Here is a 12,769-nt window from a genome sequence, read left to right as displayed (position 1 = left end):
GACTTGCTTCGCAATGGAAAACTGTACAGGCTGGTTTAGGAAAGGAGCCGGCATGAGGGTAAAGACAGACGGGCGACGCCAGGCGATCCTGGGCGCCGCGCTCCAAGTTTTTCGCGAGGTGGGCTATCAGCGGGCCAGCATGGCCGCGATCGCCGCGCGGGTCGGCGGGTCCAAGGCCACGCTCTACAGCTACTTCAAATCCAAAGAGGAGCTCTTCGCCGCGGCCATGGTGTCGGCGCTGGATGATCAGGGCCAGGAGGCGATCGGGCTGCTGGACCCCTCGGACCCGGACGTCGCCTCGGTGCTGCGACGCTTTGGGGAGGCCGAGCTGACCCTGCTGACGTCATCCGACGCCATCGCAATCCTGCGGGCCGCAATCGCCGAGGGAGGGAATTCACAGCTTGGCGCGATGCTGTTCAAGATCGGACCCGGGAGCGCCTGGAGCCAGGTCAGGGACTATCTCGTCGAGCTCCAGGGTCGGGAAGTATTGCGCCCGGCGGACCCGCAGATCTTGGCGGCCCATCTGAAGGGGCTTCTTGAATCGGGCGTGGTCGAACCGCTGCTCTTCGGCGCCGATCCGTGGTTCACGCCCAAGGATGCGGCCGCCACAGCCGTGGACGCCTTCCTGCGCCTTTACGGCGCCGGGACGCCGGGCAGGAGCGAATAGCGCCGGCAGGACGGATGCGTCGATTGGATCGTGAGGTGTAACCGCCGCCAAGCTTGCCACGTAATCACAAGGGCGCCCACGCGTTAGTTAGGACCCCCAATGTCATTGCTTCAGAAATACGCGGTCTCCCCGCTGCCGTTGCCGCAAGGCTGGTATGCGCTCCCGCTGCGCCTCATCCTTGGATATGGCTTCTTCGCCCACGGCTACGCCAAGCTCGCGCGGGGCCCTGAGAATTTCGCCGGCATCCTGCATTCCATCGGGATGCCGTTCCCGGAACTGCTGAGCTGGGGAACCGTCGCGGTCGAGATCATCGGCGGCCTCATGATCATCGCCGGCGCCTTTGTGCCACTCGCAACCGTTCCCATGATCGTGGTACTGCTCGTCGCGATCTTCACCGTGCACCTCCCGAACGGCTTCAGCTCGATCAAGCTCATGTCCTACGACGCCAGTGGCGCGCATTTCGGACAGCCGGGCTACGAGACCGATCTTCTCTATATCGCCGGTCTTGTGGCTCTCTCGATCGCGGGTGCCGGGCCGTGGTCGGTCGACAACTATCTCCAACGCCGATGGTCGCGTTTTCGCGGCAGCTGACGATCCGGACCTCGGGGGTGCGGTCAGCGTCGGAGGGTTACGCCGCACCTTACCCCAATCAGTCACGCACTGAGATTTCATGCGGCTAGCCTCTCCGACCAGAACCCAGATCGAACGACGTGCCCTTCGGCGTGGCGCGATGCCAGGACTAGGTAGATGAAACGCCGATCATTTGGGACAATGCGATGCCAGGGGGATCATGCCCGATCTCGGACTCGACCTTAGGTACCTGCGAAATCTGATTGTCGCCGCAGAGCAAGGAAGCTTTCGCAGGGCTGCAGAGGTGCTGGGTGCGTCCCAGTCATCGATTACGAGGCGCGTGCAGTTGCTGGAGCGCCGCCTGGGATTCGCTGTGTTCGACAGGACGCCTGCCGGCATCCGGCTGACCCGAGCTGGAGCCCGGTTTCTGTCGGAGGCTGCGCGGGGCGTCAATTATCTGGACCGTGCCATGCAGCTAGCCGCTTCAGCGGACCGGGGCGAACGGGGGGTGATTCACGTTGGGATCCTCGCCTCCCTGAATTCGGGCCATCTGCGCGAGATGCTAGCGGCGTTTCGAGACAAACATCCGAATGTCGAGGTCGTCATTCACGAAGCGACGCCCCAAGAGTGCCTCCACTGCTTGGCGACAGGGCACTTGGACATCTTGTTTCTCACCGGCGTTGAGGCTGCGCCTGGCTACCTCGCTGAGATGCTCTGGAAGGAGAGCGTGTTCATAGCCATGCCTTCCGAGCACCCGTTGGCCGGTAGAGATGAGATTACTTGGGACGAGGTTCGTCATGAGACTTTCATCGTCAGCGCTGGCGGTCCCGGGGCAGAGATCCACAATTTTCTGGTTAGGCGATTGGCTGAGTTCGGATTTCAGCCCGATGTCCGTATTCAGCAAGTCGGGCGCGAGACACTCATGAACCTCGTCGCCATTGGATACGGACTCACTCTGGTCGAGACTTCATTTGTCGATACCAAGCAGCAGGGCGTAGTCGCCTGCAGGGTCGCCGGCGAAACGGGCGTACTTGAGTCGAGCGCCATCTGGTCTGCGAGAAACTCAAATCCGGCGTTGAAGCGATTGATGAGCGTCGCGCGCGCGGTGAAAATCGCAGCCGCGTCAGCACGGCGAACGGCCGTTGGAATCCTTATGCCACTGATGGCGCTCCTCGCTCCTCCCGGCGTGCCCGCGCAAATCCCCGATCTGTTTCTATGAAGCGTTGAACCATGGGTGCGATCAGCACGGAGGGATCACCGATCGCCTGGCCCGCTTCTCGTCCAAGAATTTCAGCATAGGCGACCAACTCCCTATGCAGGGCGGCGGGTAGTTCGACGGTGACCTTGACCGGCTTTTGGTTCGGGATGCCGGACAGCTTCAGCTTTGCCATGATCACCCTCCATATGGCTCGAGCAGGAGGTCGCGCGTGACGAGAACGTGCACCGGGGACCCCGGCCGGATGGTCAGCGTGGGTGCAATGTTGAGCTGTCTCCGAACCATCTGCTGCCCAGCATCATTGATCGTATCCTGGCCGCCGTTGCGGATCGCTTGAATCAAACGATCGTCATCATCGACGGCAAGCTCCGCGCCGACGCCGAGCAGCGTTGAAAGCCCCGCTGCCTTGGCAAGGTCCCACCAGTGATAATCGACACGGTCCTGCAGGCCTGCGAAGCCTTCAGCGTCAGCACCCGGTTGACGGTCGAGGACGATCGACCGGCCGTTCGGGAAAATCAGTCGGCGCCAGACCAAGAGCACGCGGCTTTGCCCCGACTGAACGTTGCTATCGTACTCACCGATGACCCGTGTCCCTTGCGGCACCAGCAGGATGCGGCCCGTAGGGCTGTCGTAGATGTTCTCGGTAACCTGGGCGGTGATCTGACCGGGAAGGTCCGAACGGATCCCCGTGATCAGTGCGGCGGAAATCACGGCTCCGGCCTGCAAAATGTTTAGCGACGCCGGCGCGGCGACGCGATCGGGAGCGGCGGTGCGTCGGTCGGCGGCCGCATTGAGGAACGCGTTCTGCCGGTCCTGTGGCGTGGGCGTCGCCGGCGAGGAGGCCAAGCCAAGACCGGCGAGATCGGGTGCCGGTTGCGTGGCAGGCGTCGCCTGGGACGGTAGTGCGGACGCTGTCATTGTTTCGGTGGCGGCGAACAAACGCGCCGTGCGCGCCGCTTCAAGCTCCTGAATGCGCCTCTGCTCTTCTGGGCTGGAACCCGGGCCGGGAGCGGCCACGCCGGGCGCGGGAACAGGCTGGCCTCTGTTCTGTGCGGTCAGCATCGGCCGACCGAGATCACCCGGCAGCGGAGGTCCGAGCTGAGGCACGCCGGAATAGTCACGTGGCAGGCCGGCGATGCCGTCCGCCGTCGCGCGGTTCTCGGTCGAGTAGAGCTCCTCGTTTGGCCGACCGCCGTCGGGCGTCTGAAGGGAGTAGATAAGCGCGCCGCCGATCCCGACGCTGGCCATCAGGCCAAGGCCTGCCAGCACCTTTCGCGACAGGCGGGTGACGCGCGGCGGCTCTGCGCGAAGCCGCATCGGCGCCGGACCGACGGGGTCCCCGGTCAGCGGCCGCGCCTCCTCGTCCAGTTCTTCCTCTTTCCTCGGCTCGGTCTCGCTCACGACGTCGGGCTCCCATCGGTGCGCACGATGCGGACGCGCTTCTGGCGATCGCCGGGCCCCATGCGCAGCTCGGCGGCGGCAAAGAGTCGATCGACGATCATGTAGTGGCCGCGTACCCGGTAGTTCACCAACTCCGAGACGTTGCCCTCGGAGCCGACGACGAACAGTGGCGGCAGCTCGCCCTGGCCGATGCCGCGCGGAAATTCGATGAAGACCTGGTGGCCGTCGTCGAAGGCGCGCAGCGGCCGCCATGGCGCCCGGTCCCCGTCGATTGCGTAACGGAAGTTAACGTTGGCGAGGTCGACGCCCGATGCGACGGGCTGTGCGACCTCGGCTTGGCTGTTCTGCCGGCGCAGCGCGATGAGCTGATCCTGCGGGTACTGCCACGAGACCGAGGCCATGTAGGTGCGCTCGGTCGAGCGGAGTTCCATATGGTAGGTGCGCAGGTTGGTGTTGATGATGAGGTTGGTCATCAGGTCTGGCCGGGTCGGCTTGACCAGGATGTGGACCTGCAGGGTCGGCCCGGCGCCGCTCTGCGTGTCGCCAATGATCCAGCGCACCGTATCGCCGGCGGCGACCGGACCCGAGCCGACGAGTTGCTCGCCCGGCTGCAACGCGATGTCGGTGATCTGTCCGACGGCGGTGTAGACTTGGTAGAGCGCGCCCTGGGTGAACGGATAGACCTGCATCGAGTTGATGAAGCCGTCGCGCACCGGCTCCATGCGCGCAGCAGCATTGGCCTGGCTGACGCGCGCCGTCGGGTCGGTCGGCTCCGGCGTGGATCGAGAGGGTTCGACGCGCTGCATCTGCCCGGGCAGGGGGAGCGGCCGCGGGATTTCGACCACGGTGACTGGCCCCGGGGGGGGCACAGTCTGTACCGCCGGAGCAGCGGCATCGTACGAAATCTCCGGCGGCGGAGTGCTGGTGGCGCAGCCGGCGACCGCGGACGTCGCCAGCATCAGGAGCGGCAATGCGCTTCGTCGCAGAGCCGGGATCGTTGAAATGTGTGAAGCCGGGTTTCCGGCTTTACGGAAATACGGCTTCATTGCCCAAGCTCCCGTGACCAGTTGACGGCGTTGACATAGATGCCGAGCGGGTTCGCCCTGAGCCGGTCGGCGTTGCGCGGGATCTGCACCACGATCGTCAGGATCGCGGTCCAGCGCGTGGTCTCGGCGAGCTGGCCGTTCTCATAGCGGCGCTCGACCCAGGCGACGCGGAAGCTGTCGGGGGACGCGCGAATGACGCTGGAGACATCGACGGCGATCTGCTGGCGGCCGACCTTCGCAAACGGGTCGTTGGACCGAGCGTAATCGTTCAGGGCCATGGCGCCGCGATCGGTCGTGAAATCATAGGCGCGCAGCCAATTCTGGCGCACGATGATCGCGTCGGCCGGAATCGAGCGAACCTGCTCGATGAAACGCGCGAGGTGGAAGGCGATTTGCGGATCGGTCGGCCGGTAGTCGGCCTCTGCGGGCGCAACCGCCTGCGCCTGACCGAGCCGGTCGACCTGCACCACCCACGGCACGATCGTCCCGCGGGCCGACTGCACGACGAGCGCGGTCGCGAAGCCGGCCGACAGGATCAGCGAACCGAACGCCATGAGCCGCCAGTTCTTGGCCTGAACACACGAGGCGCCGATGCGTTCATCCCAGACCTGGGCGGCCCGCTGATAGGGCGTCTCCGGCTCGGAAGCTTTGCCGTAATGGGTGATTGGTCGTTTGAACATCAGCGATCGCCTTCGGAAAGATTGACAGAAGAGCCGCCGCCATGGGCGTCGCCGGTACGGACGGCGTGGGCCGTGGCCTGGACGGCATGGGTCATGTGCTGGGAGCGGCGCATCCGCTGGGCCCAGGCCGGGGGAGCGCCCGCGGTCGCGGAAGCGGCGGCAGCGGTGCCGTCACCGGCCGCGTCACCGCCGATCGAGCCTGCGGTGGACGTGCCGCCCGTCGCCTCGAACGCGGCTTTGCCGCCGGCGTTGAAGCTCGAGCGCATGCTTTCGGCGGCACGCGATGCGGCGCGGCGAAGGGGGGAGACGGCAGCACTGCCGCCAGCGCGGGCAACCCCGCCGAGCCCGGACGCCACACCGGACGCGCCGGACTGACCGGCTGCGCCAAGGCTGTAGGCGGTGGATGCGCCGCCAGCGACTGCAGCGCCGCCACGAGCGGCGGCGGCGGCGCCACCGGCCAACGCAGCACCACCCGATGCGGCGGCGCCGACGGCGCCAGCGCCGAGCGCCACCATGCCGCCTGCGGCCATGCCGGTGCCGACCGCAGCGCCGGCGCTGAGCTGCGGGCCGCCGGAGACGAGACCACTGGCGATGCCGGGACCGAAGATGCCGAGGCCGAGCAGCGACAGCGCGGCGAGCGCTATCGCCATCGCTTCGTCGATGGTGGGGGTTGCCCCGCCGAAGCCGGACGTGAACTCGGAGAAGAGGGTCGAGCCGATGCCGATGATGACGGCGAGGACGAGAACCTTGATGCCGGAAGAGATAACGTTGCCGAGCACGCGTTCGGCCATGAAGGCCGATTTGCCGAACAGGCCGAACGGGATCAGCACGAAGCCAGCGAGCGTCGTCAGCTTGAACTCGATGAGCGTGACGAAGAGCTGGATGGCGAGGATGAAGAAGGCGAGCAGCACCAGCGCCCAGGCCAGGAACATGCAGGCGATCTGGATGAAGTTCTCGAAGAACGACCAATAGCCCATCAGACTGGAAATCGAGTCGAGCAGCGGCCGTCCGGCGTCGAGACCGGTCTGCGCGACCTTGCCGGGGCGCATGAGATCAGCCGTGGTGAAGCTCGTCCCGCTGGCTTTCAGGCCGAGCCCGGCGAAGCTTTCGAAGATGATCCGGGCGAGGTTGTTCCAGTTGCCGATGATGTAGGCGAAGACGCCCACAAACAGCGTCTTCTTCACCAGGCGGGCCATGATGTCGTCGTCGGCGCCCCAGCTCCAGAAGAGTGCGGCCAGCGTCACGTCGATGACGATCAGGGTGGTGGCGATGAAGGCGACTTCGCCGCTGAGCAACCCGAAGCCGCTGTCGATGTAGCGGGTGAAGACCTCGAGGAAATGGTCGATGACGCCGGTGCCGCCCATGATGTTATCTCGCCTCGTCGAGCTGCGGCGGCGCGATCGGCGCGGCGGGCTCCAAGGCCGGCTGATCGGTACGGCCCGGTTGGGGAGTGGGGTCGTTTCGCGGCGCCGGCGGCATGTCCGGCAGTCGCTCGGCAGGTCGCGCGCCGGGCGCGAGGAAGCGGTTGCGGTTTTCGGCCCAAGCCCGCAAGCAGGCGGGGTCGCGGGGACCGGCTTCGCCGAGCGTCTGGCAGCGGATCAGCGCGTCGCGCAATGGGTCGGCCGCGGTCACGGCAGCGCGGCCGGACGGCCACGCCTCGGGCGCTTCCTCTTTCCGGCTCATCTCGATCGCGGTCGCAGTGATCGCGACCGCGACGAACACGACGGCGCCGAGCCGGGCGAGCATCTTGCCGTCCATGGCCGCGCCCTCAGTTGCCGTTAGGGAACATGCGGGCGTTGCCCGGCTGGTAGCCGCTGCCCGGCGTCAGGAAGCGACGGCGCTGCTCGCGACCTTGCTCGGCCGCGGCCGCGCGCTCGGCCTCGGTCAAGCTCTGCGCGCGACCGTTTGCGGCGACCACAGCCGTCAGGTCCGCGAGTTGCTGCGCTTGCAGGGCGAGAAGCTGGTTGCCGGCCTGTGTCGCCTGCAGCGCGCCGGTCGCGCCCTGGCTCTGGCCGACCAGCGCCGACATCTGGGTCCGGTTCGTGTCGATGTTGCCGACGACGCCGGCCTGGACGCGCATCGCGTCCTGCAGGCCCCCGACGGTATTCTGCCAACGCTCGCGTGCGCCGGCCACGAGCTGCTGGTCCGAGGCGGACATCGACGCGTTGCCGTAGGTGGTGCGGAACGCCTGGTCGATGTTCTGCACATTGTAGGCGATGCGCTGCGCTTCGCCCAAAAGCTGTTGCGTCCGCTGGACGGACTGCTGGAGATGCTGGAGCGACGAGAATGGCAGGCTCGTGAGGTTACGCGCCTGGTTGATCAGACCGGTCGCCTCGTTCTGAAGCGACGTGATCTGGTTGTTGATCTGCTGAAGCGCCCGCGTGGCGGTCAGGAGATTCTGTGCGTGGTTGGTGGGGTCGTAGACGATCCCGCCAAACTGCGCGTGGGCGGGCGCGGCCATGAACGGGATCGCGGCGACGGAAACCGTCAGCAGCGCGGCGGTCATGCGCAGCGCGCGCGAGCGGGAACGAACGGTACGGGTCATGAGCGTGCCTCCGGATCGGTTTGGGGGATGACGTTGGTGAGGTCGGCGATGAGGTCGGCGGCCCAAGCGAGCCGATTTTCGGCAAGCCACTCGACAAGGAAGCCGTCAGTGCCGCTGCGGGCGTGGACCTCGGCGATCAGTGCCTGATGCTGCTTTGATGAGGCGGCGCAGAGCGCGAGCGCCACGTCCGACAAGCCCAGCTCGAACAGCCGGTTGCCGCGCCGGGACTGGCAGTAATAGTCGCGCTTGGGCATCGCCCGCGCGAGGATCTCGATCTGGCGATCGTTGAGCCCGAACCGGCGATAGATGGCCGTGATCTGCGGCTCGATGGCCCGCTCGTTCGGGAGCAGGATGCGGGTCTGGCAACTTTCGATGATGGCCGGCGCGATCGCCGACCCATCGATGTCCGACAGCGACTGCGTGGCGAAGATGACGCTGGCGTTCTTCTTTCGCAGCGTCTTCAGCCACTCGCGGAGCTGACCGGCGAAGCCCTCGTCGTCCAGCGCCAGCCAGCCTTCATCCACGATCAGTAGCGTCGGGCGACCGTCCAAGCGGTCCTCGATGCGGTGGAAGAGATAGGCGAGCACGGCGGCAGCGGCTCCAGTGCCAATCAGCCCTTCGGTCTCGAAGACCTGAACATTGGCTTCGCCCAGATGCTCGGCCTCGGCGTCGAGCAACCGGCCATAGGGACCGCCGACGCAATAGGGTCGGAGCGCCTGTTTCAGGTCGTTGGACTGCAGCAGGACGGAAAGACCCGTCAGCGTCCGCTCGCTGATAGGCGCGGACGCCAGCGATGACAGCGCTGACCAGAGGTGCTCCTTAACCTCGGGCGTGAGCGGCACGCTCTCGCGTCCTAAGATCGCGACCAGCCAATCGGAGGCCCAGGCGCGCTCGGCGACATCGTCGATGCGCGCGAGCGGCTGAAGCGACACGCTGTCTTTTGAGCCCTCCGTGAGGCCGCCGCCGAGATCGTGCCAGTCGCCGCGCATGGCGAGCGCGGCGGCGCGGATGGAGCCACCGAAGTCGAAGGCGAAGACTTGGGATTGCGGATAGCGCCGGAACTGCAGCGCCATGAGCGCCAGCAGCACCGACTTGCCGGCGCCGGTCGGGCCGACGATCAGCGTATGGCCGACATCGCCGACATGGATGGAAAGCCGGAACGGGGTCGAGCCTTCGGTCTTGCCGAACAGCAGTGGGGGTGCTGCAAAATGCTCGTCGCGTTCCGGTCCCGCCCACACCGCCGACAGCGGGATCATGTGGGCGAGATTCAATGTGTTGATCGGGGGCTGGCGGACATTGGCGTAGACATGACCGGGCAACGAGCCGAGCCAGGCGTCCACCGCGTTGATCGTCTCGGGCATCGCGGTGAAGTCGCGGCCCTGGATCACCTTCTCGACCATCCGCAGCTTCTCGGCGGCGATGCGCGGGTCATCATCCCAGACAGTGATCGTCGCCGTCACATAGGCCTGGCCGGCATAGTCCGCGCCCAGCTCCTGCAACGCCATGTCCGCATCGGCCGCCTTGTTCGAAGCATCGGTGTCGACCAGCGCCGACGCCTCGTTGGTCATCACTTCCTTCAGAATGGCGGCGATCGACTTGCGCTTGGCGAACCATTGTCGCCTGATCTTGGTCAGCAGCTTGGTCGCGTCGGTCTTGTCGAGCAGAACGGCGCGCGTGGACCAGCGATAGGGAAAGGCCAGCCGGTTCAGCTCGTCGAGGATGCCGGGCGTGGTCGCGGTCGGGAAGCCGACAATGGTGAGGATGCGGACATGCGCATCGCCCAAGCGCGGCTCCAGCCCGCCGGTGAGCGGCTGATCGGCCAGCAGCGCATCGAGATACATCGGCGTCTCGGGAACGCGAACGCGATGCCGCTTCGTCGAGACGGTCGAATGCAGATAGGTCAGCGTCTCGCCGTCATCGAGCCAGGCGCATTCCGGCATGAAGGCGTCGATGAGCTGGAGGATGCGATCGGTGCGGTCGGCGAGGCCGCGCAGGATCTCGTGTGCATCGACGCCGGCGTGATCGCGGCCCTCGTAGAGCCAGGTCTCAGCGCGGGCGGCATCCTCGGCCGGCGGCAAATAGAGGAAGGTCAGGAAGTAGCTGGACTCGAAATGCGCGCCGGCCTCCTCGAAGTCGGCCTTGCGTTCGGCGTCGACCAAGGCGGAGGCGCTGTCGGCGAACATGCTGGCCGGATAGGTCGCCGCGCCATGGCGCTGCGCTTCGACGAAGATCGCCCAGCCGGAGCCGAGGCGACGAAAGGCGTTGTTGAGCCGGCCGGCGACGGCGACCAGCTCGGCCGGCACGGCGCTGTCGAGGTCGGGGCCGCGGAAGCGCGCGGTGCGCTGCAGGCTGCCGTCCTTGTTCAGCACGATCCCTTCGCCGACCAAAGCGACCCAGGGCAGGAAGTCGGCGAGCCGGGTGTTGCGGTTGCGATATTCGGCGAGGTTCATCATCGGCGCCGCTCCTCAGACCGACAGGTGGCCGGGGATGCGCAGATGCTTGCGCACGACGTCGACGAACTGCGGATCACGCTTGGCGGCCCAGACGGCCGCGAAATGCCCGACAGCCCAGAGGCCGAGACCGACCAGCCAGAGCCGAAGGCCCAGGCCCAGCGCGGCCGCCAATGTGCCGTTGAGGATGGCGAGCGAGCGCGGCGCGCCGCCGAGCAGGATGTGCTCGGTAAGCGCCCGATGCACCGGAACCGAGAAGCCCGGCAGCTCGCCGCCATGGTCGACGCCATCGGCCATCAGACGAGCGCCCCGCCGCCAAACGAGAAGAAGGACAGGAAGAAGCTGGACGCGGCGAAGGCGATCGACAGGCCGAAGACGATCTGGATCAGCTTACGCGCGCCGCCCGACGTGTCGCCGAAGGCCAGCGTCAGGCCGGTGATGATGATGATCATCACAGCGATGATCTTGGCGACCGGTCCCTCGATCGATTCGAGGATCGATTGCAGCGGCGCCTCCCACGGCATCGACGAGCCGGAGGCGTGGGCGGCCGGCGCGAGCGCCAGCGTTACGATGGTGACGGACACCGCCGTGGCGATGTGGCGGCGGATGCGCAAAGCATGCTGGATCATGACGGGTCTCCTGTGAGGGGCTGGCTTGCGGGGGTGACGCGGTAGTCGCCGTCGGGGCCGAGGCCCTCGATGCGGGCGAGTTCGGTGAGGCGGCGCGACGCGCCGCGACCGGACAGCACGGCGACCAGGTCGATCGTCTCGGCGATCAGCGCGCGCGGGACGGTGACGACGGCTTCCTGGATGAGCTGCTCCATGCGACGCAGCGCGCCGATGGCGGTGCCGGCGTGGATTGTTCCGACGCCGCCGGGGTGTCCGGTGCCCCAGGCCTTCAACAGATCGAGCGCCTCGGCCCCACGCACCTCGCCGATCGGGATGCGATCGGGGCGCAGGCGGAGCGAGGAGCGGACAAGATCGGAGAGCGAGGCGACGCCGTCTTTGGTCCGCATCGCGACCAGATTGGGCGCGGCGCATTGCAGCTCGCGCGTATCTTCGATCAGGACGACGCGGTCCGAGGTCTTCGAGATCTCGGCCAGCAGCGCGTTGGTGAGAGTGGTCTTCCCGGTCGAGGTGCCGCCGGCTACGAGGATGTTGCGCCGGTCGGCTACGGCCTGGCGCAAGGTCTCGGCCTGACCCGCAACCATGATCCCGGCGGCGACATAATCGTCGAGCGTGAAGACCGCGACGGCGGGCTTACGGATTGCAAAGGCCGGCGCGGACACCACGGGAGGCAACAGCCCCTCGAACCGCTCCCCCGTCTCGGGCAGCTCGGCCGAGACACGCGGGGCGCCGGGATGAACCTCAGCGCCGACATGATGGGCGACTAGACGGATGATCCGCTCGCCGTCCGAAGGCGACAGCAGCTCGCCTGTGTCGGAAAGCCCTTCGGAAAGCTGGTCGATCCAGAGCCGCCCATCGGGGTTGAGCATCACCTCGACGATCGCGGGGTCTTCCAGAAATCGAGCGATCGCCGGCCCGAGGGCCGTGCGCAGCATGCGCGCGCCGCGAAGGATCGCCTCCGATTTCTGGTGAGTGGCCGCCACGTCGTCCCCGTTCTCTTGCAGGTCCGCGACATGCGGCCCTGGATCGGGGATGAGTAGAGGAGGCAGAAATCACGGCCTGACAACAACCATAATGTGGTCGTCGTACTGTGGCGTACAAATACAGGTAAACGGCGGAATGCCGGAATACTTGCGGTGTACGCTGTCGTGATTAATCCGCGTCGTGCGCGGGCGCGATGTCCTCCGAAATCTCTTGTCGAAGTTTCGGCCCGTGAGCGAGTCGCCGTCCGAGCGCGGTGACGAACGCCTCGTAGCGCTCGCCGGCTTTGGCGCGCGCCGCGGCCTGGGCAGGCTCGGGGAGCGGCGGGTTCGTCGTCAACCAGAAGCGGATGAACACGGCCAGCGTTTCGACGGCGATCCCAAGGTCGCGCTCCATCCGCGCCATTCGTCGGTCGATCTGGTCGAGCCGCTTCGTCGTCGCAGCCTCCTGCCGTTCGGCAGCGTCAGGCGACAGGAAAGAGGCGATGCCGGCTTCTGCGATCAGCGAGAGGGATTGATCGCGCCGGGCGGCATGTGCGGCGAGCGTCCTCATGACGTCGGGTTCGAGATAGACCGACAGCCGCTGCT

Annotated in this window: 15 protein-coding genes; 3 read left to right on the top strand and 12 right to left on the bottom strand. The window is 66.5% G+C overall.

The features are described from left to right. The first annotated feature begins 52 nt into the window (after positions 1-52). The 3 genes from BN1313_RS10790 to BN1313_RS10780 all read left to right on the top strand — a co-directional run bounded on the left by BN1313_RS10790 (position 53) and on the right by BN1313_RS10780 (position 2,456). Positions 53-667 (top strand): TetR/AcrR family transcriptional regulator, encoded by a 615-nt coding sequence (locus BN1313_RS10790; RefSeq protein ID WP_176695972.1) that lies wholly within the window; start codon positions 53-55, stop codon positions 665-667. Positions 668-766: 99 nt separating this feature from the next. Further along, positions 767-1,258: a DoxX family protein gene (locus BN1313_RS10785; protein ID WP_091740236.1), complete on the top strand. Its 492-nt coding sequence runs from the start codon at positions 767-769 to the stop codon at positions 1,256-1,258. A 199-nt stretch (positions 1,259-1,457) separates the two neighbouring features. Continuing rightward, positions 1,458-2,456 carry a LysR family transcriptional regulator gene (locus tag BN1313_RS10780; RefSeq protein WP_091740233.1) on the top strand — a complete coding sequence of 333 codons (999 nt, stop codon included), beginning with the start codon at positions 1,458-1,460 and terminating at the stop codon, positions 2,454-2,456. On the opposite strand, the gene BN1313_RS10775 is transcribed toward BN1313_RS10780, so the two are convergent. The 12 genes from BN1313_RS10775 to BN1313_RS10720 form a co-directional block, all read right to left on the bottom strand. Further along, positions 2,389-2,628: a DUF2274 domain-containing protein gene (locus BN1313_RS10775; RefSeq protein WP_091740231.1), complete on the bottom strand. Its 240-nt coding sequence runs from the start codon at positions 2,626-2,628 to the stop codon at positions 2,389-2,391. The genes BN1313_RS10780 and BN1313_RS10775 overlap by 68 nt on opposite strands. 2 nt (positions 2,629-2,630) lie before the next feature. Continuing rightward, positions 2,631-3,854 carry a TraB/TrbI/VirB10 family type IV secretion system protein gene (locus BN1313_RS10770; protein WP_091740227.1) on the bottom strand — a complete coding sequence of 408 codons (1,224 nt, stop codon included), beginning with the start codon at positions 3,852-3,854 and terminating at the stop codon, positions 2,631-2,633. Further along, positions 3,851-4,900 carry a P-type conjugative transfer protein TrbG gene (trbG, locus tag BN1313_RS10765; protein WP_091740224.1) on the bottom strand — a complete coding sequence of 350 codons (1,050 nt, stop codon included), beginning with the start codon at positions 4,898-4,900 and terminating at the stop codon, positions 3,851-3,853. Before trbG ends, BN1313_RS10770 begins: the two co-directional genes overlap by 4 nt. After that, on the bottom strand, positions 4,897-5,580 hold the full coding sequence (gene trbF / locus BN1313_RS10760; RefSeq protein ID WP_091740221.1) for a conjugal transfer protein TrbF: 684 nt from the start codon (positions 5,578-5,580) through the stop codon (positions 4,897-4,899). The genes trbG and trbF overlap by 4 nt, the downstream gene beginning before the upstream one ends. After that, the gene (gene trbL, locus BN1313_RS10755; RefSeq protein ID WP_091740218.1) at positions 5,580-6,944 is read right to left on the bottom strand and encodes a P-type conjugative transfer protein TrbL; all 1,365 of its coding nucleotides are present in this window, start codon (positions 6,942-6,944) and stop codon (positions 5,580-5,582) included. The genes trbF and trbL overlap by 1 nt, the downstream gene beginning before the upstream one ends. Before the next feature lie 4 nt (positions 6,945-6,948). Then, on the bottom strand, positions 6,949-7,338 hold the full coding sequence (gene trbK-alt, locus BN1313_RS10750; RefSeq protein ID WP_091740215.1) for a putative entry exclusion protein TrbK-alt: 390 nt from the start codon (positions 7,336-7,338) through the stop codon (positions 6,949-6,951). Between the two features lie 10 nt (positions 7,339-7,348). Further along, positions 7,349-8,086 (bottom strand): P-type conjugative transfer protein TrbJ, encoded by a 738-nt coding sequence (gene trbJ, locus BN1313_RS10745; RefSeq protein WP_245620165.1) that lies wholly within the window; start codon positions 8,084-8,086, stop codon positions 7,349-7,351. Positions 8,087-8,121: 35 nt separating this feature from the next. After that, positions 8,122-10,578, bottom strand: coding sequence for a conjugal transfer protein TrbE (gene trbE, locus BN1313_RS10740; RefSeq protein WP_091740209.1), 2,457 nt, complete (start codon positions 10,576-10,578; stop codon positions 8,122-8,124). A 12-nt stretch (positions 10,579-10,590) separates the two neighbouring features. Beyond that, the gene (locus tag BN1313_RS10735; RefSeq protein WP_091740206.1) at positions 10,591-10,872 is read right to left on the bottom strand and encodes a VirB3 family type IV secretion system protein; all 282 of its coding nucleotides are present in this window, start codon (positions 10,870-10,872) and stop codon (positions 10,591-10,593) included. After that, positions 10,872-11,204 (bottom strand): TrbC/VirB2 family type IV secretion system protein, encoded by a 333-nt coding sequence (locus tag BN1313_RS10730; RefSeq protein ID WP_091740203.1) that lies wholly within the window; start codon positions 11,202-11,204, stop codon positions 10,872-10,874. Before BN1313_RS10730 ends, BN1313_RS10735 begins: the two co-directional genes overlap by 1 nt. Next, positions 11,201-12,136 carry a P-type conjugative transfer ATPase TrbB gene (gene trbB, locus BN1313_RS10725; protein WP_342666787.1) on the bottom strand — a complete coding sequence of 312 codons (936 nt, stop codon included), beginning with the start codon at positions 12,134-12,136 and terminating at the stop codon, positions 11,201-11,203. Before trbB ends, BN1313_RS10730 begins: the two co-directional genes overlap by 4 nt. Before the next feature lie 217 nt (positions 12,137-12,353). Further along, the gene (locus BN1313_RS10720) at positions 12,354-12,734 is read right to left on the bottom strand and encodes a CopG family transcriptional regulator (RefSeq protein ID WP_425415013.1); all 381 of its coding nucleotides are present in this window, start codon (positions 12,732-12,734) and stop codon (positions 12,354-12,356) included. Between the last annotated feature and the right edge of the window lie 35 nt (positions 12,735-12,769).

Origin of the sequence: Phenylobacterium immobile (ATCC 35973) (assembly GCF_001375595.1) — a bacterium.
Taxonomy (GTDB): domain Bacteria; phylum Pseudomonadota; class Alphaproteobacteria; order Caulobacterales; family Caulobacteraceae; genus Phenylobacterium; species Phenylobacterium immobile.
This window is presented reverse-complemented; position numbering and strand designations above follow the sequence as displayed.

Excerpts from the sequence above, each read along its gene's own strand:
- BN1313_RS10735 (WP_091740206.1), bottom strand. The coding sequence starts at position 10,872 with ATGGCCGATGGCGTCGACCATGGCGGCGAGCTGCCGGGCTTCTCGGTT.
- BN1313_RS10730 (WP_091740203.1), bottom strand. The coding sequence starts at position 11,204 with ATGATCCAGCATGCTTTGCGCATCCGCCGCCACATCGCCACGGCGGTG.
- trbG (WP_091740224.1), bottom strand. The coding sequence starts at position 4,900 with ATGAAGCCGTATTTCCGTAAAGCCGGAAACCCGGCTTCACACATTTCA.
- BN1313_RS10790 (WP_176695972.1), top strand. The coding sequence starts at position 53 with ATGAGGGTAAAGACAGACGGGCGACGCCAGGCGATCCTGGGCGCCGCG.
- trbL (WP_091740218.1), bottom strand. The coding sequence starts at position 6,944 with ATGGGCGGCACCGGCGTCATCGACCATTTCCTCGAGGTCTTCACCCGC.
- BN1313_RS10775 (WP_091740231.1), bottom strand. The coding sequence starts at position 2,628 with ATGGCAAAGCTGAAGCTGTCCGGCATCCCGAACCAAAAGCCGGTCAAG.
- trbF (WP_091740221.1), bottom strand. The coding sequence starts at position 5,580 with ATGTTCAAACGACCAATCACCCATTACGGCAAAGCTTCCGAGCCGGAG.
- trbJ (WP_245620165.1), bottom strand. The coding sequence starts at position 8,086 with ATGACCGCCGCGCTGCTGACGGTTTCCGTCGCCGCGATCCCGTTCATG.
- trbE (WP_091740209.1), bottom strand. The coding sequence starts at position 10,578 with ATGATGAACCTCGCCGAATATCGCAACCGCAACACCCGGCTCGCCGAC.
- trbB (WP_342666787.1), bottom strand. The coding sequence starts at position 12,136 with ATGCTGCGCACGGCCCTCGGGCCGGCGATCGCTCGATTTCTGGAAGAC.
- trbK-alt (WP_091740215.1), bottom strand. The coding sequence starts at position 7,338 with ATGGACGGCAAGATGCTCGCCCGGCTCGGCGCCGTCGTGTTCGTCGCG.
- BN1313_RS10780 (WP_091740233.1), top strand. The coding sequence starts at position 1,458 with ATGCCCGATCTCGGACTCGACCTTAGGTACCTGCGAAATCTGATTGTC.
- BN1313_RS10785 (WP_091740236.1), top strand. The coding sequence starts at position 767 with ATGTCATTGCTTCAGAAATACGCGGTCTCCCCGCTGCCGTTGCCGCAA.
- BN1313_RS10720 (WP_425415013.1), bottom strand. The coding sequence starts at position 12,734 with ATGAGGACGCTCGCCGCACATGCCGCCCGGCGCGATCAATCCCTCTCG.